Origin of the sequence: Curtobacterium sp. Arg-1 (genome assembly GCF_025643395.1) — a bacterium.
Taxonomy (GTDB): Bacteria; Actinomycetota; Actinomycetes; order Actinomycetales; family Microbacteriaceae; genus Curtobacterium; species Curtobacterium poinsettiae.
This window is the reverse complement of record NZ_CP095731.1, coordinates 2,032,266-2,058,172: the sequence shown is the minus strand read 5'-3', so window position 1 is coordinate 2,058,172 and position 25,907 is coordinate 2,032,266. Positions and strand designations below refer to the sequence as shown.

At 71.5% G+C, this 25,907-nt stretch carries 22 protein-coding genes, 1 tRNA gene and 1 pseudogene; 21 read left to right on the top strand and 3 right to left on the bottom strand.

From position 1 onward, the window contains the following. The first annotated feature begins 10 nt into the window (after nt 1-10). The 13 genes and pseudogenes from hisI to MXD64_RS09800 form a co-directional block, all read left to right on the top strand. A complete protein-coding gene (hisI, locus tag MXD64_RS09860; RefSeq protein ID WP_017887197.1) occupies nt 11-409 on the top strand; it encodes a phosphoribosyl-AMP cyclohydrolase in 399 nt (132 codons plus the stop codon). Further along, nucleotides 406-1,950 carry an anthranilate synthase component I gene (locus MXD64_RS09855; RefSeq protein ID WP_017887198.1) on the top strand — a complete coding sequence of 515 codons (1,545 nt, stop codon included), beginning with the start codon at nt 406-408 and terminating at the stop codon, nt 1,948-1,950. Before hisI ends, MXD64_RS09855 begins: the two co-directional genes overlap by 4 nt. Then, complete coding sequence (locus MXD64_RS09850) at nt 1,947-2,645, top strand: Trp biosynthesis-associated membrane protein (RefSeq protein ID WP_017887199.1); 699 nt, start codon at nt 1,947-1,949, stop codon at nt 2,643-2,645. The genes MXD64_RS09855 and MXD64_RS09850 overlap by 4 nt, the downstream gene beginning before the upstream one ends. Continuing rightward, nucleotides 2,642-2,881: an HGxxPAAW family protein gene (locus tag MXD64_RS09845; protein WP_017887200.1), complete on the top strand. Its 240-nt coding sequence runs from the start codon at nt 2,642-2,644 to the stop codon at nt 2,879-2,881. The genes MXD64_RS09850 and MXD64_RS09845 overlap by 4 nt, the downstream gene beginning before the upstream one ends. Before the next feature lie 19 nt (nt 2,882-2,900). Continuing rightward, nucleotides 2,901-3,686, top strand: coding sequence for an indole-3-glycerol phosphate synthase TrpC (gene trpC / locus MXD64_RS09840; protein ID WP_042540281.1), 786 nt, complete (start codon nt 2,901-2,903; stop codon nt 3,684-3,686). Between the two features lie 128 nt (nt 3,687-3,814). Beyond that, nucleotides 3,815-5,029, top strand: a complete 1,215-nt coding sequence (gene trpB, locus MXD64_RS09835) for a tryptophan synthase subunit beta (protein ID WP_017887202.1) — start codon at nt 3,815-3,817, stop codon at nt 5,027-5,029. After that, nucleotides 5,026-5,820 (top strand): tryptophan synthase subunit alpha, encoded by a 795-nt coding sequence (gene trpA, locus MXD64_RS09830; protein WP_263136364.1) that lies wholly within the window; start codon nt 5,026-5,028, stop codon nt 5,818-5,820. The genes trpB and trpA overlap by 4 nt, the downstream gene beginning before the upstream one ends. A 96-nt stretch (nt 5,821-5,916) precedes the next feature. Continuing rightward, nucleotides 5,917-6,903: a prolipoprotein diacylglyceryl transferase gene (gene lgt, locus MXD64_RS09825; RefSeq protein ID WP_175470759.1), complete on the top strand. Its 987-nt coding sequence runs from the start codon at nt 5,917-5,919 to the stop codon at nt 6,901-6,903. A 160-nt stretch (nt 6,904-7,063) separates the two neighbouring features. Further along, on the top strand, nt 7,064-11,668 hold the full coding sequence (gltB, locus tag MXD64_RS09820) for a glutamate synthase large subunit (RefSeq protein ID WP_396127154.1): 4,605 nt from the start codon (nt 7,064-7,066) through the stop codon (nt 11,666-11,668). Between the two features lie 53 nt (nt 11,669-11,721). Continuing rightward, nucleotides 11,722-13,179 (top strand): glutamate synthase subunit beta, encoded by a 1,458-nt coding sequence (locus MXD64_RS09815; RefSeq protein ID WP_263136363.1) that lies wholly within the window; start codon nt 11,722-11,724, stop codon nt 13,177-13,179. A 233-nt stretch (nt 13,180-13,412) separates the two neighbouring features. Then, the gene (gene pyk, locus MXD64_RS09810) at nt 13,413-14,858 is read left to right on the top strand and encodes a pyruvate kinase (protein ID WP_017887208.1); all 1,446 of its coding nucleotides are present in this window, start codon (nt 13,413-13,415) and stop codon (nt 14,856-14,858) included. A 130-nt stretch (nt 14,859-14,988) separates the two neighbouring features. Continuing rightward, nucleotides 14,989-16,083 (top strand): VIT1/CCC1 transporter family protein, encoded by a 1,095-nt coding sequence (locus MXD64_RS09805; RefSeq protein WP_214585017.1) that lies wholly within the window; start codon nt 14,989-14,991, stop codon nt 16,081-16,083. Between the two features lie 38 nt (nt 16,084-16,121). Then, a pseudogene (locus MXD64_RS09800) lies at nt 16,122-17,213 on the top strand (acyltransferase family protein); the annotation flags it as partial. A gap of 98 nt (nt 17,214-17,311) precedes the next feature. Here the strand turns inward: MXD64_RS09800 and MXD64_RS09795 are convergent. Beyond that, nucleotides 17,312-17,851 carry an HdeD family acid-resistance protein gene (locus tag MXD64_RS09795; RefSeq protein WP_263136362.1) on the bottom strand — a complete coding sequence of 180 codons (540 nt, stop codon included), beginning with the start codon at nt 17,849-17,851 and terminating at the stop codon, nt 17,312-17,314. Nucleotides 17,852-18,002: 151 nt separating this feature from the next. On the opposite strand from MXD64_RS09795, the gene exaC reads away from it, so the two are divergent. From exaC to MXD64_RS09780, 3 genes are read left to right on the top strand one after another with little or no spacing between them, the layout of a single operon-like run. After that, nucleotides 18,003-19,544, top strand: coding sequence for an acetaldehyde dehydrogenase ExaC (gene exaC / locus MXD64_RS09790; protein ID WP_263136361.1), 1,542 nt, complete (start codon nt 18,003-18,005; stop codon nt 19,542-19,544). Continuing rightward, a complete protein-coding gene (locus MXD64_RS09785; protein WP_042540264.1) occupies nt 19,544-19,942 on the top strand; it encodes a DUF779 domain-containing protein in 399 nt (132 codons plus the stop codon). The genes exaC and MXD64_RS09785 overlap by 1 nt, the downstream gene beginning before the upstream one ends. Nucleotides 19,943-19,994: 52 nt before the next feature. Continuing rightward, nucleotides 19,995-21,218 carry a helix-turn-helix domain-containing protein gene (locus MXD64_RS09780; RefSeq protein WP_071251688.1) on the top strand — a complete coding sequence of 408 codons (1,224 nt, stop codon included), beginning with the start codon at nt 19,995-19,997 and terminating at the stop codon, nt 21,216-21,218. Between the two features lie 25 nt (nt 21,219-21,243). On the opposite strand, the gene MXD64_RS09775 is transcribed toward MXD64_RS09780, so the two are convergent. Further along, entirely contained in the window at nt 21,244-21,714 is a 471-nt protein-coding gene (locus MXD64_RS09775; protein WP_263136360.1) for a hypothetical protein, read from the bottom strand. 149 nt (nt 21,715-21,863) lie between these two features. Here MXD64_RS09775 and MXD64_RS09770 point away from each other — a divergent pair, with 149 nt between their 5' ends. The 5 genes from MXD64_RS09770 (at nt 21,864) to MXD64_RS09750 (ending at nt 25,448) form a co-directional block, all read left to right on the top strand. Then, the gene (locus MXD64_RS09770; protein ID WP_259495636.1) at nt 21,864-22,547 is read left to right on the top strand and encodes a response regulator; all 684 of its coding nucleotides are present in this window, start codon (nt 21,864-21,866) and stop codon (nt 22,545-22,547) included. Continuing rightward, nucleotides 22,544-24,034, top strand: a complete 1,491-nt coding sequence (locus MXD64_RS09765; protein WP_140448083.1) for a sensor histidine kinase — start codon at nt 22,544-22,546, stop codon at nt 24,032-24,034. Before MXD64_RS09770 ends, MXD64_RS09765 begins: the two co-directional genes overlap by 4 nt. 12 nt (nt 24,035-24,046) lie before the next feature. Further along, nucleotides 24,047-24,128 (top strand) — tRNA-Leu (locus MXD64_RS09760). A gap of 128 nt (nt 24,129-24,256) precedes the next feature. Further along, on the top strand, nt 24,257-24,862 hold the full coding sequence (locus MXD64_RS09755) for an ANTAR domain-containing response regulator (protein WP_017887240.1): 606 nt from the start codon (nt 24,257-24,259) through the stop codon (nt 24,860-24,862). A 115-nt stretch (nt 24,863-24,977) separates the two neighbouring features. Next, on the top strand, nt 24,978-25,448 hold the full coding sequence (locus MXD64_RS09750) for a GNAT family N-acetyltransferase (protein WP_263136359.1): 471 nt from the start codon (nt 24,978-24,980) through the stop codon (nt 25,446-25,448). Between the two features lie 20 nt (nt 25,449-25,468). Here the strand turns inward: MXD64_RS09750 and MXD64_RS09745 are convergent, their stop codons facing one another. Further along, nucleotides 25,469-25,891: a PaaI family thioesterase gene (locus MXD64_RS09745; RefSeq protein WP_017887242.1), complete on the bottom strand. Its 423-nt coding sequence runs from the start codon at nt 25,889-25,891 to the stop codon at nt 25,469-25,471. Nucleotides 25,892-25,907 lie beyond the last annotated feature (16 nt).

Below are 25,907 nucleotides of genomic sequence, written 5' to 3'. Positions count from 1 at the left end.
TAGGAGTCTCATGACCGACAGCACCAGCACCGACACCGAGGCGGTCCTCGACCGCGCACACTTCGGTGCGGACGGCCTGCTCCCCGCCATCGTGCAGGAGGAATCGTCGAAGGACGTCCTCATGCTCGGCTACATGGACCGGGAAGCCCTCCGCCGCACCCTCACCGAGGGCCGTGTGACCTTCTGGTCGCGGTCGCGGAACGAGTACTGGCGGAAGGGCGACACGTCGGGACACGCGCAGTACGTCCGCGGGGCCGCGCTGGACTGCGACGACGACACGCTCCTCGTGACGGTGCACCAGGTCGGGGCGGCGTGCCACACCGGTGCGCACCGGTGCTTCGACGTCGACCCGCTCGCGCCCGTGACCATGTCCGCCCCGGCCGACGCAGCCGTGGAGGCGACCCGATGACCGCCGCGACGATCTCCGAGAACCCGCACACGACCTCCCGGCCGGAGTTCGACGGTCTTGTCGACGACCACCGCGTCATCCCGGTCGTCCGCGCCCTGTACGGCGACAGCGAGACGCCGGTCGGCGTGTACCGCAAGCTCGCCGACGGCCGCCCCGGGTCGTTCCTGCTCGAGTCCGCCGGCCAGGGCGGCCTGTGGTCGCGCTGGTCGTTCGTCGGGGTGCGGAGCTTCGGCGTCCTGACGCAGGACGGCGACCGCGCGGCGTGGATCGACACCGGCATCGACGCCGAGCGGGCCGTCGGGTCCCTCGACGGTGCCCCACTGGACGTCCTCGCGCGGCTGCACGAGCGCTGGGCCACGCCCCGTGTGCCCGGCTCGCCGCCGCTCGTCGGCGGCACCGTGGGCTTCATCGGGTGGGAGGCCGTCCGGCAGCTCGAACACCTGCCGAACGTGCCGCCGTCCGACTTCGACGTCCCCGGACAGGCGCTGTCGTTCGTCTCCGAGCTCGCCGCCCTCGACCACCGCACCGGGCTCGTGCTGCTCGTCGCGAGCGTGCTGAACGACGGCACGGACGACGCCGATGCCCTGTGGGCGGACGCGCAGCAGCGCCTCGACCGCATGCAGGGCGACCTGGTGCAGCCGAGCGTCGCGACCGTCGCCGAGGCGTTCGAGATCGCGGAGCCGACCCCGACGCACCGGACGAGTCCGGCCGACTACATGGCCGCCGTCGAGCGGTCGAAGGACTTCATCCGCGACGGCGACGTGTTCCAGGTCGTCATCTCGCAGCGGTTCGACCACGAGGTGACGGCCGACCCGCTTGACGTCTACCGCGTGCTCCGGACCCTGAACCCGAGCCCGTACATGTACTTCCTGGCGCTGGCGGACACCGCCGACGAGCGGTTCTGGATCGTCGGCGCCTCGCCCGAGGCGCTGGTGAAGGTGCAGGGCGACCACGCCGTCACCCACCCGATCGCCGGGTCCCGCCCGCGTGGTGCCACGCCCGAAGAGGACGTCCGCCTCGGCGAGGACCTGCTCGGCGACCCGAAGGAGCGCGCGGAGCACCTGATGCTCGTCGACCTGTCCCGCAACGACCTGCAGAAGGTGTGCGAGCCGGGCACGGTCGCCGTCACCGAGTTCATGACGGTCGAGCGGTTCAGCCACATCATGCACCTGGTGTCGAGCGTCGAGGGCCGCATCCGTCCCGAGGCCTCGGCCATCGACGTGTTCCGGGCGACGTTCCCGGCAGGCACGCTCTCGGGCGCGCCGAAGCCCCGAGCGCTCCAGATCATCGACGAGCTCGAGCCCGCCAAGCGTGGTGCGTACGCCGGTGTCGTGGGCTACTTCGACTTCGCCGGGGACGCCGACCTGGCGATCGCGATCCGCACCGCCCTGATCAAGGACGGCGTCGCCCGCGTGCAGGCCGGGGCCGGCCTCGTGGCCGACTCCGACCCGGAGACCGAGCACGTCGAGGCGGTCAACAAGGCCGCGGCCCCGTTGCGTGCCGTCGCGACGGCGAACCGGATGCGCGAGGTCCGTTCGTGAAGCGGTCGCGCCCGATCGTCGTCGTCGCCGGACTCCTGGTCGCCGGCATCATCATGCTCGCGTGGACCCAGACCTGGTTCACCGTCCGCCTGCACGCGGGAGCGGCAGTCACGTCGACGGTCGCCGCCGACGGCGCAGCGGTCGTGCCGCAGTTCACCGCGCTGGCGATCGCGAGCCTCGCGCTGTTCCTCGCGATGACCATCGCCGGACGGGTGCTGCGCATCGTGCTCGCCGCCGTGGAGATCCTGCTCGGCCTCGGCGTGGTCGTCAGCGGCATCACCGCGGCCGCCGACCCGATCGCCGCTGCACGCGGCGCCGTGGGCGAGGTCGCCGGGGTGAGCGACCTCGGCGCCGTCCGGAGCGTCGTGTCGAGCGTCAGCGTGAGCCCGTGGCCCGCAGTCGGCATCGCGGGCGGCGTGCTCGCCGTGCTGCTGGGCGTCGTCGTCATCGTGGTCCAGCGCGCCTGGCCCGGACCGAGCAGGAAGTACGGAGCCGCGACCGCCGGAGCCGCCGCCGCGGCGCGGGCCGCGGCACCCGTCGAGCGCGATGCGGTCGTCGACTGGGACGACCTGAGCGCGGGCGTGGACCCCACCACCGTGGACGGCGCGGGCGCGGGGGCGCCGAGTGACGACACGGTAGGATCGACAGGGCGTCGCTCGACCGACGACGCCGGAGCAGAACGAGGAGCACCGTGAGCAACACTGAGCCCGCAGAACTCGGCGAAGGCCACTCGCCGGCCGCCTGGACCGCCGTCGTGATCATGCTGATCGGATTCGCGGCAGGCACGCTGTTCTTCTGGTTCGACCAGCCGTGGGGCGTCTGGGCCTCCGCTGGCGTCGTCCTCATCGGCCTCATCGTCGGTGGCGTGATGAAGAAGGCCGGCTACGGCGTCGACGGTCCGAAGTTCGTCCCCAAGCACCACGGCGAGTAGGGGTCTGCCGATGCCGAACGTGCTCGAGACCCTCGTCGCCGGCGCCCTCGAGGACGCCGCAGCCCGTCGTGTCGATCGCCCGTACACGGACGTTGAACGCGACCTCGACCGGGTGGCGTCGCCCCTCGACGCCCTCGCGTTCCTGAGCCCGGGCGACCGGGTGAAGATCATCGCCGAGGTGAAGCGCGCCAGCCCGTCCCGCGGGGCGATGGCAGCGATCGCCGACCCCGCAGGCCTCGCCGCCGACTACGAACGTGGTGGCGCGTCGACGATCAGCGTCCTGACCGAGGGGCGCAAGTTCCTCGGCAGCCTCGCCGACCTCGAAGCCGTGAAGGCCCGTGTCGGGGTCCCCGTGCTCCGCAAGGACTTCATCGCCGACCCGTACCAGGTCATCGAGGCCCGGGCGTCGGGTGCCGACGTCGTGCTGCTCATCGTGGCGGCGCTCGAGCAGGCCCGCCTGGTCGAGCTGCACACGCTCGCCGAAGAACTCGGCATGCGCGTCCTGGTCGAGGCGCACTCCGGTGACGAGGTCACGCGTGGCCTGGACGCCGGTGCCCGCATCCTCGGCGTGAACGCCCGCGACCTCACCGACTTCTCGCTCGACCGCGACCTGTTCGGGTCGCTCGCCGACCGCATCCCCGACGGGGTCGTGCGCGTCGCCGAGTCCGCGGTCTCCGGTCCCGCCGACGTCGCCCACTACCGTGCAGCGGGCGCCGACGTCGTGCTGGTCGGCGAGGCGCTCGTGACGGGGAGCGACCCCGCCGCGACCCTCGCGTCGTTCATCGACGCCGCCGACCAGGCCTGACCGGCTCACCAGGCCGCCGAACCGCGGCCCGGTCCGCTCCACGCATCGAGGCCGCCGACCGCGGCCGCACGTTCCACCCGTCCGACGCGGCCGACCGGCCGCGTCGGACTCGTCCCGGGAGACACATCGTGACCTCACTCCGCGACCTGCACGGCCCCTACTTCGGCGACTTCGGCGGACGCTTCGTCCCCGAGTCCCTCGTCCTCGCGCTCGACGAGCTCGAGGCCGCCTTCCGTCAGGCCTGGGCGGACCCGGCGTTCCGTGCGGAACTCGACGCGCTGCACCGTGACTACACCGGGCGTCCGTCGATCATCACCGAGGTGCCGCGGTTCGCGAAGCACGCCGGTGGCGCCCGGATCATCCTGAAGCGCGAGGACCTGAACCACACCGGCTCGCACAAGATCAACAACGTCCTCGGCCAGGCCCTCGTCGCCCGCCGCCTCGGCAAGACCCGCCTGATCGCCGAGACCGGGGCCGGGCAGCACGGTGTCGCCACCGCGACCGCCGCAGCCCTGTTCGGCATGGAGTGCGTCGTCTACATGGGCGCCGTCGACACCGAGCGCCAGGCGCTCAACGTCGCGCGGATGCGCCTGCTCGGCGCCGAGGTGATCCCGGTCGAGACCGGTTCGCGCACCCTCAAGGACGCCATCAACGACGCCCTGCGCGACTGGGTCGCCAACGTCGAGTCGACGCACTACCTGCTCGGCACCGTCGCCGGTCCGCACCCGTTCCCCGAGATGGTGCGCGAGTTCCACAAGGTCATCGGCGAGGAAGCGCGCCAGCAGGTCCTCGACCGCATCGGTCGGCTGCCGGACGCCGTCGCGGCGTGCGTCGGCGGCGGCTCGAACGCGATGGGCATCTTCGAGGCGTTCCTCGACGACGAGTCCGTCGCGCTGCACGGCTTCGAGGCCGGTGGTGACGGCGTCGAGACCGGTCGGCACGCGGCGAGCATCACGCTCGGTCGCGAAGGCGTGCTGCAGGGAGCGAAGTCCTACCTGATGCAGGACGAGGACGGCCAGACCATCGAGAGCCACAGCATCTCCGCCGGGCTCGACTACCCGAGCGTCGGCCCGGAGCACGCGTACCTGGCGTCGATCGGCCGGGCGAAGTACCAGCCGATCACCGACACCGAGGCCATGGAGGCGTTCCGCCTGATGAGCCAGACCGAGGGCATCATCCCGGCGATCGAGTCGTCGCACGCCCTGGCCGGTGCCATCAAGCTCGGCAAGGAGCTCGGGCCCGAGGGCGTCGTGCTCGTGAACCTGTCCGGCCGCGGTGACAAGGACGTCGCGTCCGCCAGTCGCTACTTCGGCATCCTCGACGAGAACGCGGTGCAGCTGTGACCACGAACAAGACCGTCGCCCAGACGATCGACGCCGCCAACGCCGAGCGCGCCGGAGCCGTCGTCGGGTACCTGCCCGCCGGGTACCCGAACCTGCAGACCAGCGTCGACGCAGCCGTCGCCCTCGCCGAGAACGGCGTGGACGTCATCGAGTTCGGCCTGCCGTACTCCGACCCGGTCATGGACGGCCCCGTCATCCAGCGCGCAGCCGAGGAGAGCCTGGCGAACGGCTTCCGGGTCGCAGAGGTCTTCGACGCCGTGCAGCAGATCACCGAGCGGGCCGACGTGCCGGTGCTCGTCATGACCTACTGGAACCCGGTGCTGCGCTACGGCGTGGACCGTTTCGCCGACGACCTCGTCGCCGCGGGAGCCGCCGGTCTCATCACGCCCGACCTCATCCCCGACGAGGCCACCGCGTGGACCGAGGCGTCCGAGCGCACCGGCCTCGACCGGGTCTTCCTCGCCGCGCCGTCCTCGTCGGACGAGCGCATGCGTCAGGCGGTGGAGTCCAGTCGTGGCTTCGTCTACGCCGTGTCGACGATGGGCGTGACCGGTGCCCGGGTCGGGGTCGACGTCGCCGCACGCACCGTCGTGTCGCGCCTGCGTGACGCCGGGGTCGAGCGCACCTGTGTCGGCCTCGGGATCTCGACGGCGGAGCAGGTCGGCGAGGTGCTCGAGTACGCCGACGGTGCGATCGTCGGGTCCGCGTTCGTCCGGGCCCTGGCCGACCTCGGTGTGCAGGGTGTGGCCGACCGGGCCGCCGACCTCGCCACCGGCGCCCGCCGCCGCTAGTCCAGTTCCTGTCGGGCCCGCGACCCGCGCTACAGTGAGCGAGGCCGACGCCACGTCGACCGCGCCCCGTCAGTTCCGAAAGGCGACAGCACCTCCATGCCCCTCCTGAGCATCCCGAGCCCGAGCACCGCCTGGCAGTACTTCGACCTGACCGCCTGGCTCCGCGACGCGTTCGGCTGGTCGCTGCCCCTCGACTTCCGCATCCACGCGTACGCGATCTGCATCCTGGTCGGGATCGTCGCCGCGGTCGTCCTCGCAAACCGTCGGCTCAACGCCCGGGGCGTCGAGCGATGGATCATCATCGACATCGCCATCTGGGCCGTGCCCGCCGGCATCATCGGCGGACGGCTCTTCCACGTGTTCACCCATGTGTCCGACTACTTCGGCCCCGGCATCGACCCGCTGTCGTTCCTGTACATCTGGGAGGGCGGGCTGGCCATCTTCGGCGCGCTGATCCTCGGGTCGGTCGGTGCCTGGATCGGGTGCCGCCAGGTCGGTCTCCGGTTCACGTCGTTCATCGACGCCGTCGTGCCGGGCGTCCTGCTCGCACAGGCCTTCGGACGCCTGGGCAACTACTTCAACCAGGAGCTCTTCGGCATGCCGACGAGCCTGCCCTGGGGGCTCGAGATCGACTCCAGCAACGCCGCGTTCCCGAAGGGCCTGCCCGAGGGCACGCTGTTCCACCCGACGTTCCTGTACGAGATCATCTGGAACGTCCTCGGCGTGGTCGTCATCCTGTTCCTGGCACGCAAGTTCACGCTGCAGTGGGGCAAGGTCCTCGGCCTGTACCTGATCTGGTACGGCGCGGGCCGCTCGGTGCTCGAGTCCATCCGCGTCGACACGAGCGAGACCTTCTTCGGCGTCCGCACGAACGTGTGGATGGCCCTCGCCGCGGTCGTCATCGGCATCCTGATCTTCGTGGTGCAGAGCCGACGGCACACCGGCAAGGAGCCGAGCCCCTACCTGCCGGGTCGCGGGCCTCGTCCGACCTCCGATGTAGACTCCGTAGACACCTTCTCGGAGCACGACGACGACGCAGCAGACGGCGTCACGAGTGACGAACCGGTCACGACCACCCGCTGAACCAGACGGTCTCCGCCACAAGCGGGGCCCAGCAACCTCGCCGGCCGCCAGGGCAACGACCACTGACGGCGGGCACGGGCACCAGTCCCGCCCGCTCGGGCGGAACGCACCACCGGGCCACCGCTGTCCCTGTTCCACTTCCTCGTGAGGACGGTTCCCCATGGCGCTCCAGCCAACCCAGCCCTCGGCACCGACGAGCCTCGTGCCGCCGCACCGACGCTTCTCCGCGATCCCGGACGCCACGGGCATGTACGACCCGGCGAACGAGAAGGACGCCTGCGGACTGGCGATGGTCGCGACCCTGCGCGGCACGCCGGGGCACGACATCGTCGACGCGGCGCTCGGTGCGCTCCGGAACCTCGAGCACCGCGGTGCCGTGGGATCCGACGCGGGCACCGGTGACGGCGCCGGCATCCTGTGCCAGGTGCCGGACGAGTTCCTGCGGGACGTCGTACCGTTCGAGCTGCCGGCAGCGGGGGAGTACGCCGTCGGGACCGCCTACCTGCCGCTGGACGACGACGCCCGGCACGCGGTGAAGGGCGCCGTCGAACGACTCGCCCGCGAAGAGGGCCTGAAGGTCCTGGGGTGGCGCGAGGTCCCGGTGCGTCCGGAGGTCCTCGGCACGCTCGCCCGCGCCGCGATGCCGGCGTTCGAGCAGCTGTTCGTCGCCTCGATCCGGCACGACGTGCACGGGGCATCGTGGAGCGGCATCGCCCTCGACCGGCAGGCGTTCCGGCTCCGGAAGCGCGCCGAGCACGACAACGACCTGTACTTCATGTCGCTGTCGAGCCGCACCATGGTCTACAAGGGCATGGTCACGACGCTCCAGCTCGAGCCGTTCTACCCGGACCTGAGCGACGAGCGCTTCACGTCGAAGCTCGCGATCGTGCACTCGCGCTACTCCACCAACACGTTCCCGTCGTGGCCGCTCGCCCAGCCGTTCCGGACCATCGCCCACAACGGTGAGATCAACACGGTGCGCGGCAACCGCAACTGGATGCGGGCGCGCCAGTCGCAGCTCGAGAGCGAACTGCTGGGCGACATGGCCCCGCTGCTCCCCATCGTCAGCCCGGGGGCGAGTGACTCGGCCTCGTTCGACGAGGTCCTCGAGCTGCTGACCCTGACCGGTCGGACGCTGCCGCACGCCGTGTCGATGATGGTTCCAGAGGCGTGGGAGAACCAGGTCGGGATGGACCCGGACCTCCGGGCGTTCTACGAGTACCACTCGATGCTCATGGAGCCGTGGGACGGCCCCGCCGCGATCACCTTCACCGACGGGTCGCTCGTCGGCGCCACCCTCGACCGCAACGGCCTGCGCCCCGGCCGGTTCCTCGTCACCGACGACGGGCTCATCGTGATGGGCTCCGAGACCGGGGTCATCGACGTGCCGGCCGCCAAGGTCGTGCGCAAGGGCCGCCTGCGCCCGGGCCGGATGTTCCTGGTGGACACCGAGGCCGGCCGCATCATCGAGGACGACGAGGTCAAGCGCGAGCTCGCCGCCTCGGGTCCGTGGGCCGACTGGCTCGAAGCCGGCCGCATCAACCTGAACGACCTGCCGGAGCGCGAGCACATCGTGCACACCCCGGCCTCGGTCACCCGCCGTCAGCGGGCGTTCGGCTACACCGAAGAAGAAGTCCGCATCCTGCTCCGTCCGATGGCCGCGGCGGGTGCCGAACCGCTCGGTGCGATGGGGTCGGACACCCCGATCGCGGTGCTGTCGGAGCGTCCGCGACTGCTCTTCGACTACTTCACGCAGCAGTTCGCCCAGGTGACCAACCCGCCGCTCGACTCGATCCGCGAGCAGGTCATCACCTCGATGGGGATGGGTCTCGGTCCGGAGCGCAACCTGCTCTCCGCCGGTCCGGAGCACGCGAAGCAGATCACGCTCGACTTCCCCGTGATCGACAACGACCAGCTCGCCAAGGTCCAGCACTTCGAGACCGAGTCGGGTCGCCACCTGACCGTCACGATCAAGGGGCTGTACCGCGTCGACGCCGGCAAGAAGGCGATGCAGAAGCGCATCGCCGCCGTGTGCGACGAGGTCGACGCCGCGATCGAGTCCGGCAAGCAGTTCATCGTGCTGTCCGACCGCGACGGCAACGCCGAGCAGGCGCCGGTGCCGAGCCTGCTGCTCCTCGCGGCGGTGCACCACCACCTGATCCGCACCGAGCAGCGCATGAAGGTCGGGCTCATCGTCGAGGCCGGCGATGTGCGCGAGGTCCACCACGTGGCGACCCTGATCGGGTACGGCGCGTCGGCGATCAACCCGTACCTGGCGATGGAGACCTGCGAGAACCTGGTCCGCGCGGGCATGATCCCCGGCATCACCCCCGAGCAGGCGGTCAAGAACGTCATCAAGGCGCTCGGCAAGGGCGTGCTGAAGATCATGTCGAAGATGGGCATCTCCACGGTGTCCAGCTACGCCGGTGCGCAGGCCTTCGAGGCCGTCGGGCTCAGCCAGGAGTTCGTCGACAAGTACTTCACGGGCACCTCGTCGATCCTGGGCGGCGTCGACATCGACGTCATCGCCAAGGAGAACGCCGAGCGGCACGCCCAGGCGTACCCGCAGGACGGCGCGGTGCTGTCGCACGAGCGGCTGCAGATCGGGGGCGAGTACCAGTGGCGCCGTCAGGGTCCGCCGCACCTGTTCAACCCGGACACGGTGTTCCGCCTGCAGCACGCGACCCGTGCCCGCCGGTACGACATCTTCCGCGAGTACTCGAGCGCCGTGGACGACCAGTCCGAGCAGCTGATGACGCTCCGCGGGCTGTTCCGCTTCAAGCAGGGTGCGCGCAAGCCCATCGCGCTCGACGAGGTCGAGTCGATCGAGTCGATCGTCAAGCGCTTCAACACGGGCGCGATGTCCTACGGGTCCATCTCGAAGGAAGCCCACGAGACCCTCGCCATCGCGATGAACCGTCTCGGCGGCCGCTCGAACACGGGCGAGGGCGGTGAGGACGTCGACCGCTTGCTCGACCCCGAGCGCCGCAGCGCCATCAAGCAGGTCGCCTCCGGACGCTTCGGCGTGACGAGCATGTACCTGACGCACGCCACCGACATCCAGCTCAAGATGGCGCAGGGTGCGAAGCCCGGCGAGGGTGGTCAGCTGCCCCCGGCCAAGGTCTACCCGTGGGTGGCCCGCACCCGGCACGCCACCGCGGGCGTCGGCCTGATCTCGCCGCCGCCGCACCACGACATCTACTCCATCGAGGACCTCAAGCAGCTGATCTTCGACGTGAAGCGGGCCAACCCGGCCGCCCGCGTCCACGTGAAGCTCGTCAGCCAGTCCGGCATCGGTGCCGTCGCGGCCGGTGTGACGAAGGCCCTGGCCGACGTCGTGCTCGTGTCCGGCCACGACGGTGGCACCGGCGCCAGCCCGCTGAACTCGCTCAAGCACGCCGGCACTCCGTGGGAGATCGGCCTGGCCGAGACCCAGCAGACGCTCATGCTGAACGGCATGCGCGACCGGGTCGTCGTGCAGGTGGACGGGCAGATGAAGACGGGGCGCGACGTCGTCGTGGCCGCGTTGCTCGGAGCAGAGGAGTACGGCTTCGCGACCGCTCCGCTCGTGGTCGAGGGGTGCATCCTGATGCGCGTCTGCCACCTGGACACCTGCCCTGTGGGCGTCGCCACGCAGAATCCCGAGCTCCGCAAGCGCTTCTCCGGCAAGCCGGAGTTCGTCGTCAACTTCTTCGAGTTCATCGCACAAGAGGTCCGCGAGCTCCTCGCGGAGCTCGGCTTCCGCAGCCTCGACGAGGCGATCGGGCAGACCGACGCGCTCGACGTGGACCGCGCCGTGGAGCACTGGAAGGCGTCGGGCCTCGACCTCGCGCCGGTGCTCAAGGGACCGCACTTCGACGACGCGGAGCCGCGCCGCCACCACCGCGAGCAGGACCACGAGCTGGACCAGCACTTCGACGTGCAGCTCATCCAGCAGACCGCTGACGTGCTCGACCACGGCGGGTCGATCGCGCTCGACCTGCCCATCCGGAACACCGAGCGCGCCGTCGGCACCATGCTCGGCCACCAGGTGACCCTGCGACACGGGGAACACGGGCTGCCCAACGGTTCGATCGACGTCACGCTGCGCGGTTCGGCCGGGCAGTCGCTCGGCGCGTTCCTGCCGGCGGGCATCACGCTGCGCCTGATCGGCGACAGCAACGACTACGTCGGCAAGGGCCTGTCCGGCGGCCAGATCGTCGTCCGACCCGACGCCGGTTCGGGCTTCGACCCGGCCGAGAACGTCATCGCCGGCAACGTCATCGGGTACGGCGCCACCCAGGGCAGCATGTTCATCCGCGGCATCGTGGGCGAGCGGTTCCTGGTGCGCAACTCCGGTGCCACGGCGGTCGTCGAGGGTGTGGGCGACCACGCGCTCGAGTACATGACGGGTGGACTCGCGCTCATCATCGGCGAGACCGGCCGGAACCTCGGTGCCGGTATGTCGGGTGGCACGGCGTACGTCCGGGGCCTGCGCCGGGAGCACGTGAACACCGACGCCCTGGCGACCGGCGAGCTCCGGCTCGAGGCGCTCGACAGTGCCGACGTCGAGATCGTCACCGACCTGCTCACCCGGCACGCCGACGAGACGGGGTCGACGCTCGCGTCCGACCTGCTGGCGTCCGGGGACCTGAGCGACTTCGTCAAGGTGCTGCCGCGCGACTACGCGGCGGTGCTCGAGACGCGCAGACAGGCCGTCGACGAGGGGCTCGACCCCGACGGTGACATCGTTTGGAATCGGATCATGGAGGTGACCGGTGGCTGAGCGTCACGCACGTCCGGAATCGACAGAGCCCATCACAACCCTGGAGGTGACCGGTGGCTGACCCCAAGGGATTCCTGAAGGTCCAGGAACGCGAACTCCCGCCCCGGCGCCCCGTGCCCGTGCGGCTCATGGACTGGAAAGAGGTCTACGAGCAGCAGGAGTCCGGTGTCCTGAAGCGCCAGGCCGGCCGGTGCATGGACTGCGGCGTGCCGTTCTGCCACCAGGGCTGCCCGCTCGGCAACCTCATCCCGGAGTGGAACGACCTGACCTGGCGCGGTGAGGGCCGTCAGGCGATCGAACGCCTGCACGAGACGAACAACTTCCCGGAGTTCACGGGGCGGCTCTGCCCGGCCCCGTGCGAGTCGTCCTGCGTGCTCGGCATCAACCAGCCGCCGGTGACCATCAAGCAGGTCGAGGTCTCGATCATCGACCAGGCGTTCCAGAACGGGTGGGTCACGCCGCACCCGCCGGAGCGCCTGACCGGCAAGACCGTCGCCGTGGTGGGCTCCGGCCCCGCCGGGCTCGCCGCCGCGCAGCAGCTCACGCGTGCCGGGCACACGGTCGCCGTCTACGATCGGGACGACCGCATCGGCGGACTGCTCCGCTACGGCATCCCGGACTTCAAGATGGAGAAGCGCCAGATCGACGCGCGCCTCGCCCAGATGCAGGCCGAGGGCACCCGGTTCCGTGCCGGTGTCGAGATCGGCAAGGACATCACCTGGGACGACCTGAAGTCCCGCTACGACGCGGTCGTGGTCGCCACCGGTGCCACCGTGCCCCGTGACCTGCCGATCCCGGGGCGCGACCTCGAGGGCGTGCACTTCGCGATGGACTACCTGGTCCAGCAGAACAAGGCGAACGCGGGCACGACGGTCGACAACCAGATCACGGCCGAGGGCAAGCACGTCGTCGTCATCGGCGGCGGCGACACCGGTGCGGACTGCATCGGCACCGCACACCGTCAGGGCGCGCTGAGCGTGACGAACCTGGCGATCGGCAAGCAGCCGCCGCTCGAGCGTCCGTCCGACCAGCCGTGGCCGATGTTCCCGACCGTGTTCGAGATCACGAGTGCCCACGAAGAGGGCGGCGAGCGGCACTTCCTCGCCTCCACCGTCGAGTTCCTGTCGAACGACGCGGGTGAGGTCCGTGCGCTCCGGGTCGCCGAGACCGAGTACCTCGACGGCCGACGGGTGCCGAAGGCGGGCACCGAGCGGGAGATCCCGGCGGACCTCGTCCTCATCGCGATGGGCTTCACGGGCCCCGAGTCGGACACGATCGAGCCGCAGCTCGGCCTGCCGACCACGGGCTCCGGGTCGCTCGACCGCCGTGCCGACTACGCGACCAACGAGGCCGGCGTGTTCGTCGCGGGCGACGCGGGTCGGGGGCAGTCGCTCATCGTGTGGGCGATCGCCGAGGGCCGTGCCGCGGCCGCACAGGTGGACGAGTACCTCGAGGGCTCCACCATCCTGCCGGCTCCGGTCAAGGCGACCGACCGGGCGATCTCCGTCTGATGCCGGACGATCACGAGATGTCGGACCGCCACCAGATGTCGGACGGCCACCAGATGTCGGACCGCCACCGGACGACGGATCGCCGCCAGAAGACGGACCGTCTCCACCAGATGCTCACGCTCCCGTGAGCGTGAGGCCACCAGCACTCGGTATGGTGCTGGTGGCCTCGCTTCGTTCCGCGCGGCCCCACAGCGCGGAAACCCAAGCTCCATCCACCACCACGAAGGAATCCATTGAGACGCGCAAAGATCGTTTCGACGCTCGGACCGGCAACGTCGGACTACGAGACCGTCAAGGAGATCATCGAAGCGGGCGTCGACGTCGCCCGCCTCAACCTCAGCCACGGTGACTACAGCGTCCACGAGGCCAACTACGTCAACGTCCGTCGTGCCGCCGAAGAGCTCGGCAAGCCCGTCGCGATCCTCGTCGACCTGCAGGGTCCGAAGATCCGTCTGGCCCGCTTCGCCGACGGCCCGCACGACCTGGCGGTCGGTGACATCTTCACCATCACGACCGAGGACGTCCCCGGCTCGAAGGAGATCTGCGGCACGACGTTCAAGGGCCTGCCGCAGGACGTCAAGCCCGGCGACCCGCTGCTCATCGACGACGGCCGCGTCCGCCTGCGTGTCCTCGACACCGACGGCGTCCGGGTCCGCACCGAGGTCGTCGTCCCCGGCACGGTGTCCAACAACAAGGGCATCAACCTGCCCGGTGTCGCCGTCAACGTCCCCGCGCTGAGCGAGAAGGACGAGGCCGACCTCCGCTGGGCGATCCGCCAGGGTGCCGACCTCATCGCGCTGTCGTTCGTCCGCAACGCGAGCGACGTCGTGCGTGCGCACGAGATCATGGACGAAGAGGGCAAGCGCCTGCCGGTCATCGCCAAGGTCGAGAAGCCCCAGGCCGTCGACGCGCTCGAGGAGATCATCGACGCCTTCGACAGCATCATGGTCGCCCGCGGTGACCTCGGCGTCGAGCTCCCCCTCGAGGCCGTCCCGATCGTGCAGAAGCGCGCCGTCGAGCTGTCCCGCCGCATGGCGAAGCCGGTCATCGTCGCGACGCAGATGCTCGAGTCGATGATCTCGTCGCCGATCCCCACGCGCGCCGAGACCTCCGACGTCGCGAACGCCGTGCTCGACGGTGCCGACGCGGTCATGCTGTCCGGTGAGACGAGCGTCGGTGAGTACCCGGTGCAGACCGTCCGCACCATGGCCCGCATCGTGGAGTCCACCGAGGACCACGGCCTCGAGCGCATCGCGCCGCTCGGCACCAAGCCGCGCACCCTCGGCGGTGCGATCACCCTCGCCGCCGTCGAGATCGCCGAGTTCACCGAGGCGTCCTACCTCTGCGTCTTCACCGAGTCCGGCGACTCGGCCCGACGCATGTCGCGCCTGCGCCACGGCCTGCCGATCATCGCCTTCACCCCGAACGAGGCCACGCGCCGCCGGATGGCACTCACCTGGGGCGTCCGTTCGTTCCTGGTGGAGCGCAAGACCCACACCGACGAGCTCTTCTCGCAGGTGGACGACGTCCTCCTCGAGAACGGCCTGGCCGCCCCCGGCGACCGCGTCATCGTGACGGCCGGGTCCCCTCCCGGCATCGAGGGCTCGACGAACGACCTCCGCGTGCACCGGGTGGGCGACGCCCACGCCGAGGCCGCCCCGGCGTACGTCCGGGACTGATCCGACGGATCCGTCGCCACCAGGGCGCGGACGGGAGGCACGGTGCGCGCAGCACCGACCGCTTCCGGTCCGCGCCCTGCCGCGTCTCCACGGCCCTGGTGGTGACCGGACGTCGGCCGCAGGCGGCAGGATGGTCGCTGTGAGCCTCCGATCCGACACCCCGGCGCCGCGCGCCGACGTCCGCCGCTGGCGTCGTTACCTGGCCGACGAACGTGCCGAGGCGGCTGTGTACCGCAACCTCGCCGCGCGCCGTTCCGGCGAGGAGCGCGAGATCCTGGCCGCGCTGGCCGAGGCCGAGGGGCGGCACGCCGACCACTGGCTCGACCTGCTCGGCGACGACGTCGGACGGCCCCAGCGGGGGAGCCTGCGCACCCGGGTGCTCGCCGTGCTGGCCAAGCGGTTCGGGTCGGTCTTCGTCCTCGCGCTCATGCAGCGCGCCGAGGACCGCTCGCCGTACGCCGACGACTCGGACGCGACGGCGCGGATGGCCGCCGACGAGCGGATCCACGGCGAGGTCGTGCGCGGGCTCGCGAACCGCGGCCGGATGCGGCTGTCCGGCACGTTCCGGGCGGCGGTGTTCGGCGCGAACGACGGCCTGGTGTCCAACCTGGCGCTCATCATCGGCATCAGTGCCTCCGGGGCCGACCGGCACTTCGTGCTGCTGAGCGGCATCGCCGGCCTGCTCGCCGGCGCGTTGTCGATGGGGGCGGGGGAGTACGTCTCCGTCCGGTCGCAGCGCGAACTGCTCGAGGCGTCCGCGCCGCACCCCGAGGCCGGCAAGGCGGTGTCGGACCTCGACGTCGATGCGAACGAGCTCGCGCTGGTCTACCGCGCGCGCGGGATGTCCGAGGCCGAGGCGACCGAGCACGCCGCGCAGGTGCTGTCCGGCATCGGCGAGCGGCGGCCGGCGACCGGTTCGACCGCGGTCGCGGACGACCACGAGGCGGTCGGTACCGGGCTGAGCGCCGCGGTGTCGAGCTTCTGCTTCTTCGCCTCGGGCGCGATCATCCCGGTGCTCCCGTTCCTGTTCGGGATGCAGGGGTGGCCGGCGATCGCGGTGGCCGGCGGGCTGGTGGGCATCGCCCTGCTCGGCACCGGCGCGGTCGTCGGCGTGCTGAGCGGCGCCTCGCCCACCAAGCGCGCGTTCCGGCAGCTCGCGATCGGCTTCGGCGCGGCGGTCGTCACCTACGTGCTCGGGTTGCTGTTCGGGACCGGCTCCGCATGACCTTGGTATTCATATACGAGATGTGAGATGCTGTTGAGATGGCATCCGATCGTCTTCCCCGGCTCGACCTCGCCCACGTGGACGGACTCCGGGGGATCCTCGCGATCCTCGTCGTCCTGGCGCACACCGCTCGGTTCACCGGGGTGGCCGGAGCGCTCGAGGAATCGATGCCCGTCGTCTGGCGCCTGCTCGACGCCGGCGACGTACGGGTCCCCGCCTTCGTCGCGATCTCCGGGTTCACGCTCATGATCGCGGTGGCTGGACGGCGGGACCTCGCCCTCGGCAGCAGCTACGTGGTGTTCGCGCAGCGGCGCATCCGACGGCTCGTGCCGCCCTACCTCGCCGCGCTGCTGGTCTCGCTCGCACTCATCGCGTTCGTGCCGGTGATGGGGGTCCCGCACGGCACGCTCTGGGACGACAAGCTCCCCGTGACTTTGCAGAGCATCGTGGCGCACGTCTTCCTGGTGCACAACTTCTCGCCGGACTGGATCACGACCATCAACGGGACGCTGTGGAGCCTGCCGATCGAGATGCAGCTCATGCTCCTGATGCCGGTGCTCCTGGTCGTCTGGCGACGCGTGCCGCCGCTCGTCCTCGTCGCACTGCTGTTCGTGTTGGCCGCGGTCTCCGTCCGGACCGGGGTCGGCGCGTGGTCGGCGCCCCACTTCCTGGGCATCTTCGCCCTGGGCATGTACGGCGCGTCCCTGGTCGTCGGCCCCGAGGATGAGCTGCGCCGCCGACGTCCCCGCCTCGCGCGGGCGCTCCTGCGTCACCAGCGCTCGACGCTGGTCGTCGCCACCGTGGTGCTGGTCGCGGCGTACGGCCTGGTCGTCGTGGCGCCCGGCGCCGTGTCCGAGGTCACGGTGGGTGTCGTGGTCGGCGTCGGATCGACCCTGCTCCTGATGGTCCTCGCCGAGGGGCAGCGGACGGGGCGCGCCGGGACGCACCGCGCGCGTGGGGTGCTCGGCGGCCGGCGCCTGGTCCAGTTCGGCCTGGTGTCGTACAGCGTGTACCTGGTGCACAGCCCCTTGCTCGCGCTCGGGAACCTGCTCCTCCTGCCGCTCGGTCTGCCGACCCCGGTGCAGTTCGCGCTGATGCTGTTCGGTGTCGCCCCCGTCGCCGTCGCGCTCTGCGTGCTGTTCGCCGTGGTGGTAGAGCGTCCGTTCATGAACTCGCACCAACGCGCGCTGCTCGAGGGCGCCTTCGGCCGCCGCCGCCGCGACGGCGGTCAGCGTCGGACGGCGGCGCGCGGGGGGAGCAGCAGCAGCGCAGCGGCGCCGACGACGATGAGCGCGATGCCGGCGAACACCATGAAGACCGCGAGCGCGAGCACCGGGGCGACGAGCACGGCCACGCCGCCGAGGATCGACAGCACCCCGCTCACGAGCGTCGGCACGCGCGACGATCCCGGGTGCCCGACGAACCCACCGACGATCGACACGATCCCCTCGATCACGAACCCGACACCGGCGAGCACCGCGTAGACGACGAGCGGGATCGCCGGGTCGAGCAGGGTCACGAGCCCCGCGACCGCGACCAGGCCACCGACGATGCCGGACGTCCACCGCCACGCCGGGCGGGTGCCGTGCCCCCGCACCGCGGCGAAGACCCGCAGCGCACCGGCCACGACGAGGTACACACCGAACAGCAGTGCCACGAGCACGAGCGACGGGCGGGGCCAGACGATGGCCACGATGCCCAGTGCGATGGCGACGACGGCGGTGACGACGACGAACACCCGGAACGTCCTGACGGCACGAGAATCCACGAGCGCTCCTCCCTGATCGCCAGCGCTGGTGTCCAGCACGCTACCCGTCGCGCCGTGGCCTCGTGCAACCACCTGCAACCCCCGCGGCCGTACCGTCCGGAGCAGGCACACGACCCGTGCGCCCCGACAGCGTCGTCGAAAGGGCACCACCATGACCATCGCACCTTCGCCCACCAGTTACGCCGCACCAGGCGAACCCGGCTCCCTGGTCGAGTACCGGTCCCGGTACGACCACTTCATCGGCGGCGAGTACGTCCCGTCGTCGAGCGGGCAGTACTTCGAGAACCCCACCCCCGTCACCGGCAAGGTGTTCACCGAGGTCGCCCGCGGTGACGCCACCGACGTCGACCGTGCCGTCGCCGCGGGCTGGAAGGCGTTCCCGTCGTGGGGCCGCACGAGCGCAGCCGAACGGGCCGTCGTCCTGAACAAGATCGCCGACCGCATGGAGGAGCACCTCGAGATGCTCGCCGTCGCGGAGACGTGGGAGAACGGCAAGCCCATCCGCGAGACCCTCGGCGCGGACATCCCGCTCGCGATCGACCACTTCCGGTACTTCGCCGGGGCCATCCGGGCGCAGGAGGGATCCGCCGGCGAGATCGACCACGACACCGTGGCGTACCACTTCCACGAACCGCTCGGCGTCGTGGGGCAGATCATCCCCTGGAACTTCCCGATCCTGATGGCGGTGTGGAAGCTCGCACCGGCCCTCGCCGCCGGCAACTGCGTCGTCCTGAAGCCCGCCGAGCAGACCCCGGCGTCCATCCACGTGCTCGTCGAGCTCATCCGCGACCTGCTGCCCGCGGGCGTGCTCAACGTCGTCAACGGCTTCGGCATCGAGGTCGGCGCACCGCTCGCCCAGCACCCGGACATCCGCAAGATCGCCTTCACGGGAGAAACCACCACCGGTCGGCTGATCATGCAGTACGCCTCGCAGAGCCTCATCCCGGTGACGCTCGAGCTCGGCGGCAAGAGCCCGAACGTGTTCTTCCCCGACGTGGCGGCCGACAAGGACTCCTTCTACGACAAGGCGCTCGAGGGCTTCACGTTCTTCAACCTCAACCAGGGCGAGGTCTGCACGTGTCCGTCCCGGGCACTCGTGGCGAAGGAGATCTACGACGGGTTCGTCGCGGACGGCCTGGAGCGCGTCCGTGCCGTCAAGCAGGGCCATCCGCTCGACCTGTCGACGATGATCGGCGCCCAGGCGTCCAACGACCAGCTCGAGAAGATCCTGAGCTACATCGACATCGGCAAGCAGGAGGGCGCGAAGCTCCTGACCGGTGGCGAGCGCGCCGACCTGGGCGGCGAACTCTCCGGTGGCTACTACGTCACGCCGACGGTGTTCGAGGGCGACAACTCGATGCGGATCTTCCAGGAGGAGATCTTCGGGCCCGTGCTCGCGCTGACGTCCTTCAGCGGCTACGACGACGCGATCGCCACGGCCAACGACACCCTGTACGGGCTCGGCGCCGGGGTGTGGAGCCGGGACGTCACGACCCTGTACCGCGCCGGACGGGACATCCAGGCCGGGCGCGTGTGGTCGAACACGTACCACCAGTACCCGGCGGGTGCGGCCTTCGGCGGCTACAAGCAGTCCGGCATCGGGCGCGAGAACCACAAGATGATGCTCGACCACTACCAGCAGACGAAGAACCTGCTCGTCTCCTACGCAGACGGACCGATGGGCTTCTTCTGATGCCCGACACCGCACGCGTCGCGGTGACGCCGGCGGCGGGGGAGCTCCTCCGCACCCTCACCGCCCGGCACGGCCCGCTGATGTTCCACCAGTCCGGCGGCTGCTGCGACGGCTCGAGTCCGATGTGCTACCCCGTCGGCATGTTCCGGACCGGTCCGGGGGACGTCCTGCTCGGTGCGTTGCAGGTCGACGGGCTGGACCCGGTCGAGGTGTACATGTCGGTGTCGCAGTTCGAGTACTGGAAGTACACGCACCTGACGATCGACGTGGTCGACGGTCGGGGAGGCGGGTTCTCGGTCGAGGTCCCGGAGGGCAAGCGGTTCCTCACCCGGTCGCGGATGTTCGACGACGCCGAGCTCGCCGATCTCGGCCTGGTCCCGCGGGTGGCCCGGACGTAGGCTGACCGCACGCGTCGCGACGGAGCGGCGGGCGGGGTCGATCGGAGGACGCATGCGCGCACCCGGTCGGCTCCGCCCGCTCGTCGCCGCATCGTGGCAACGGTCCGCCCGGGTCGACCCCGACGCCGCCCCGGTCCTCGCCCTCGGCGACGACGAACTCGACGCCGTCCGGCACGACGGCCCCTTCGCCACCCTGCTGCCGGTGGTCCGCCGGCTGCTGCTCGACGACTCCCGCTCGGCCGGGTGCGTCGTCGCCGTCGCGGACGCCGCGGGCCGTCTCGTCTGGGTCGACGGCGCCCGCTCCACGCGTCGCGCCGCCGAGGACATGGGCTTCGTCCCCGGGGCCGACTGGTCGGAGGACCGCGTCGGCACCAGCGCGCCCGGCACGGCACTGCGCCTGGACCGTCCGGTGCAGATCCGCTCCGACGAGCACTACGCGAACGCCGTCAAGCCGTTCTCGTGCACGGCCGTCCCGGTGCACGACGTGAGCGGTGCCACCGTCGGGGTGCTCGACCTGACGGGCGACGACCGCGCCGTCGAGCGGCACACCCTGTCGCTGCTCGCCGCCACGGTCGCCGCCGCCGAGGCCCAGCTCGCCCTCGCCGCGGCCCGCCCACGCGCGCGGACACCCCGCGCGCCGTCGGCCGAGCTGACCGTGCTCGGGACCGACACCGCCGTGCTCCGTGTCTCCGACCGCCGGGTCGAGCTGTCCGCCCGGCACTCGGAACTGCTCGTCGTGCTCGCCGCGCACCCCGGCGGCCTCGCGGCGACCGACCTCGCCGCCGCCGTCTACGGCGACCCGGGCGCGGTCGTCACCCTGCGCGCCGAGGTGGTGCGGCTCCGCCGGGTCCTCGCGCAGCACGCGCCGGGCGTGACGGTGACGTCGCGGCCGTACCGGGTGACCGGGGTCCGGACCGACGTCGACGGCGTGCTGTCCGCGCTCGAACGCGGGGCGCGCCTCCAGGCCGTCGACCGGTACGCCGGACCGGTCCTGCCGGGCTCCGCCGCACCCGGCGTCGACGCGGTCCGTGACCTGGTGCGGCTGCGGTTCCGTGAGTCCGTCGTCGCCGACGGCGGCGTCGACGCCCTGCTCGCGTGGGCACGCACGCCGGACGGCGCGACGGATGCGTTCGTCCTCCGCGCGCTGCTCGCGGTGCTGCCGCGGCGATCGCCGCGACGGGCCGGTCTCGTGGCGGCGATCGAGGCGCTCGAGGGTTCCGGGGACGCTCGGGACGACCAGGCCGGGAGGCGCGCCCCGCGCGATCGGGATCGCTGACGGCGCGCGCTCCCCGGCTCGGTGATCAGGAACCGGAGGCCGGCGCAGGGGTCGTGGTCCCGTCGGGAGCTGCCGGGGCGGGTGCCGTGGCCTTCCCCGTCGCGCCGTCCTCCGGCGGGGTCGGCGCCGTGGGCTTCGCACCCTCCTTCGGCGGGGTCGGCGCCTTCCCGTCGGCGCCCTTCGGCGGGGCGGGGACGGTCGCGTGCGCACCCGCGTCCGGGAGCGCCGTGCAGCCGGGCGCCGTCGCGGGCCCGCCCTGGGGCGGTGCGGGCACCGTCGCGGTGTCGCCGTCGGCCGGGGCCGGCGCGGTCGCACCGGTCGGTGCGCCGGTCGGGGTGCCCTGCGCCGGGGAGGTCGTGGCTGCGTTCGCCGTGGCGATGCCGAACCCGCCGAGCACCAGGACCGCGGCCGCGGCCGTGCCGATGCCGACCCGTCGCAGGAGCGCCCCGCGTCGTCGGGTGGGAGTGGTGGTCGAGTCGTCTCGTTCGTCGTGCATGGTGGTCACCGTTCGTCTGTCCGAGCGGATCCGGGTGATCCGCCGCTGCAGACGACGCTCGAGTCCGAATCTGAAGCATGCCTGAAGCACAGGGGTTCTCCAGCGTCCTCCATGCTCGGTGGCCGTCGGAGCGCCGTACGGTGTCCGCCGTGCCTGCTCCCGCCCGAATCCTGGTCGTCGACGACGACGACTCCATCCGCACCGCGGTCGCGACCACACTCCGCGCCGAGGGCTTCCTCGTCGCCGAGGCCGTGGACGGACGGGACCTCGTCGACGACCTGCGACGCAGCGCCCCCGACCTCGTCCTGCTCGACTGGATGCTGCCCGGACCGAGCGGCATCGTGCTCGCCGGACGGGTGCGTTCCGCCACGGACGCCGCCGTCGTCATGATGACCGCGCGGGACGAACTCGACGAGCGGTTGCGCGGTTTCGCCGAGGGGGCCGACGACTACGTGGTGAAGCCGTTCGCGATGGCCGAACTGGTCGCCCGCGTGACCGCGGTGCTCCGACGGCGTGGCCGGATCCCCTCGGTCGTCGAGGTGGGCGACCTCGTGCTCGACCCGGACGCCGCCACCGCCCGCCGCGCCGGGGTGCTGCTCGACCTCACCGCGACGGAGTTCCGCCTGCTGCGCTTCCTGGCCGAGAGCCGGGGCCGGACGGTGTCCAAGGGACAGATCACCACCCAGGTGTGGGGGTACGACGACGTCGCGGCGAACGTCGTCGAGGTCCACCTCAGCGCCCTCCGGCGGAAGATGGAGGCGCACGGACCACGCCTCGTGCACACCGTCCGGGGCATCGGGTACCGGCTCAGCGACGAGCGGACCGCAGCGTGAGGGCTGAGGCCGGGCGCCTGCGGACCACCTCGCTGCGGCTGCGAACCGTCGTCGCCATCGTGGTCCTGCTCGCCGTCCTGCTCGCCGGGCTGACGATCGCGGTCGAGGGGCTGCTCGGCGTCCGGCTCCGCGCCCAGGCCGAGGACCGCCTGCGCGACCGTGCGTCGGCCGCCGCGGCGCTCGTCGGCACCGTCGACGCCGAGGACCTGGCCGACCGGCTCTCCGCGCAGGGACTCTCGGTCCGGATCGTCCAGCCGGACGGGGACGCCGTCGAGGCCGGACCGACCCCGGACCAGCTCCGCGCCGGTCCGCCCGACCCCGGTTCCCTCCCCGTGACGGTCCCACGGGGCAGCGGGGGCGTCGGACGGACACCCACCGATCCGGCCACGCCGGCGCCCGCCGACGACGGCGCCACGATCACGTCGTCGTCGGTTCGCGAGGACGACGGTGTCCTCACCCTGGTGAGCCGGCTCGACGACGGCACCCGGATCACCCTCACCGCCGGCACCCGCGACGTCCAGGACACGCTCGTGCAGCTCGGCTGGGTGATGGGCGGTGCCTCGGCGGCGTTCCTCGGCATCGCCGTCCTCGGCGTCGTCCTGGTCGTCCGACGGTCCCTGCGACCGCTCGACCAGATGGCGACGACCGCGCGGTCGATCGCCGGCGGTGACCGTGGGCAGCGGCTCCGACCCTCGCGCCGCGACACCGAGATCGGTCGCGTGGCCGTCGCCCTGGACGAGATGCTCGACGCGGTCGAGGGCGCCGAGCGTGAAGCCGTCGCCGCAGAGGCCCGCGTCCGGTCGTTCCTCTCCGACGCCGCGCACGAACTGCGGACACCCGTCGCAGGGGTCCGCGCGGCCGCCGACACCCTGGTGCGGGGTGGCGCCGGTGACGACCGGACCCGCGAGGTGCTGGCCGTGCACGTCGTCCGGCAGGCCGACCGGGCAGCTCGGCTCATCGAGGACATGCTCACGATGGCCCGGCTCGACCGCGGGATCGAACTCGACCGGCAGGTGGTCGAGCTCGGGGCGTTCCTGGCGGCCGAGGGAGACCGGCTCCGGCTCCGGCTGCCCACCCTCGAGCTCGACGTCGTCGTGCCCGAGCACCCGGTGGAGGCCGACGTCGACGCCGAGCGGATCGCCCAGGTCCTCGGCAACCTCGTCGACAACGCGGCACGTGCGGGCGGTGCGACGGGACGGGTCGTCGTCAGCCTCGACGACCGCGGACCCGGCCCCGTGGTACGGGTCGAGGACGACGGGCCGGGGATCCCCCTGGAACACCGTGAGCGGGTGTTCGACCGGTTGGTCCGGCTCGAGGCCGCACGGGACGCCCGCTCGGGCGGAGCGGGGCTCGGGCTCCCCATCGCACGGGGCATCGCCGAGGCGCACGGCGGCGGGCTGCGGTACGGCGAGGAAGGCACGCTGGGCGGCGCCGTGTTCGAGTTGTCGCTCCCGGCGGCGACCGGGGTGGTGCGCGCGTCCTGCTAGCCTGGAGTCCTCGCGAGTGTGGTGGAATCGGCAGACACGGGGCACTCAAAATGCTCTGCCTCACGGCGTGCGGGTTCAAGTCCCGCCACTCGTACGAAATTGCTCACGGCGTGCGGGGCAGTTCGGACCCGCGTCCCGCCACTCGTACCAAGCTGCCCATCCGTCTGATCGATCTGCGTGGTCTGGGATGCGGCAGTTCCGTCGTCTAGTAGGCTTTCGTCCGTGAGTGACACAGAAGCAACAGCACCAGCACCCCGTCGCGTCGTCGTCGCCGAGGACGAGTCGCTCATCCGCCTCGACATCGTGGAGATCCTCCGCGACAACGGGTTCGACGTCGTCGGTGAAGCCGGAGACGGCGAGACCGCCGTCCAGCTCGCGACCGACCTGCGTCCCGACCTCGTCGTGATGGACGTCAAGATGCCCCAGCTCGACGGCATCTCCGCAGCTGAGAAGCTGTCCAAGAACCACATCGCTCCCGTCGTCCTGCTGACCGCGTTCAGCCAGAAGGACCTCGTCGAGCGTGCCACCGAGGCCGGTGCACTGGCCTACGTGGTCAAGCCCTTCACCCCGAACGACCTGCTCCCCGCGATCGAGATCGCCCTCTCGCGGTACCAGCAGATCATCACCCTCGAAGCCGAGGTCGCCGACCTCGTCGAGCGCTTCGAGACCCGCAAGCTCGTCGACCGTGCCAAGGGCCTGCTGAACGAGAAGATGGGCCTCACCGAGCCCGAGGCGTTCCGCTGGATCCAGAAGGCGTCGATGGACCGCCGCCTGACCATGCACGACGTCGCGAAGGCGATCATCGAGCAGCTCAGCGCCAAGAAGTAGCGGACGCCGCAGCACAGCACCGTCGCTCACGGAACGCCGTCGGACCCCTGGGGTCGGCGGCGTTCCTGCGTCCGAGGGCGGGGCATGGGGCGCGACCACCTGGCAGGCTGGAGGCATGGACGACGTGGTGATCCGGGCCTCCCGGCCTGACGACATGCCGGCGGTGGCCGACCTGCGGTGGCGGTGGAGCGTGGACGAGGGCGGCCGCTCACCGGTGCAGACGCCGGAGGAGTACCGCAGGGCGATGACGGAGTTCGCTGCCGGGCACCGGGAGTCGCACCGGTGCGTCGTCGCCGAGCGGGACGGCGTCGTGCTCGGCATGGCGTGGTTGGCGGTGCACCCGCGGCCGCCGGCGCCGAACGTGGACGGCGACCGGTTCGCCGCCGAGCTGCAGACGGTCTACGTGCACCCGGAGCTGCGCGGTTCCGGCGTCGCCGGACGGCTCGTCACGGCCCTGCTCGAGGTCGCGGACGAACTCGGCGCGGAGCGGACGTCGGTGCACTCGAGCGTGGACGGCGAGCGGCTCTACCGGCGGCTCGGCTTCGGCGACGCCCGCCTGCTGCTGCAGCGGCCGCCCGAGGACTGAGCGGCCGGTCGGCCCGTCGGTCAGCGACGCTCGCGGATCATGTTCGTGATCCGGACGGTGGAGCAGCGGCGACCCTGGTCGTCGGTCAGGACGATCTCGTGGGTGGTGAGCGTGCCGCCCAGGTGGATGGCGGTGCACGTGCCCGTGACCAGGCCGCTCGTGGCACTCCGGGAGTGCGAGGCGCTGAGCTCGATGCCGACGGCGTAGCGGCCGGGCCCGGCGTGCACGTTCGCGGCCATCGACCCGAGGCTCTCCGCGAGGACGACGTAGGCACCGCCGTGCAGCAGGCCGACCGGCTGGCGGTTGCCCTCGACGGGGATCGAACCGACCGCTCGCTCCGCCGAGAGCTCGGTGATGACCATGCCCATCTTCTCGGCCAGCTCGCCCGTGCCGCGGTCATCGAGGCGGGGGTCGATCGTGGTCGAGGTGGTGTCGTCGGTCACGGTCTGCGTCGACCTT

Excerpts from the sequence above, each read along its gene's own strand:
- MXD64_RS09780 (WP_071251688.1), top strand. The coding sequence starts at position 19,995 with ATGCGCGCACCCGGTCGGCTCCGCCCGCTCGTCGCCGCATCGTGGCAA.
- MXD64_RS09855 (WP_017887198.1), top strand. The coding sequence starts at position 406 with ATGACCGCCGCGACGATCTCCGAGAACCCGCACACGACCTCCCGGCCG.
- MXD64_RS09750 (WP_263136359.1), top strand. The coding sequence starts at position 24,978 with ATGGACGACGTGGTGATCCGGGCCTCCCGGCCTGACGACATGCCGGCG.
- exaC (WP_263136361.1), top strand. The coding sequence starts at position 18,003 with ATGACCATCGCACCTTCGCCCACCAGTTACGCCGCACCAGGCGAACCC.
- MXD64_RS09775 (WP_263136360.1), bottom strand. The coding sequence starts at position 21,714 with ATGCACGACGAACGAGACGACTCGACCACCACTCCCACCCGACGACGC.
- hisI (WP_017887197.1), top strand. The coding sequence starts at position 11 with ATGACCGACAGCACCAGCACCGACACCGAGGCGGTCCTCGACCGCGCA.
- MXD64_RS09805 (WP_214585017.1), top strand. The coding sequence starts at position 14,989 with ATGGTCGCTGTGAGCCTCCGATCCGACACCCCGGCGCCGCGCGCCGAC.
- gltB (WP_396127154.1), top strand. The coding sequence starts at position 7,064 with ATGGCGCTCCAGCCAACCCAGCCCTCGGCACCGACGAGCCTCGTGCCG.
- lgt (WP_175470759.1), top strand. The coding sequence starts at position 5,917 with ATGCCCCTCCTGAGCATCCCGAGCCCGAGCACCGCCTGGCAGTACTTC.
- MXD64_RS09785 (WP_042540264.1), top strand. The coding sequence starts at position 19,544 with ATGCCCGACACCGCACGCGTCGCGGTGACGCCGGCGGCGGGGGAGCTC.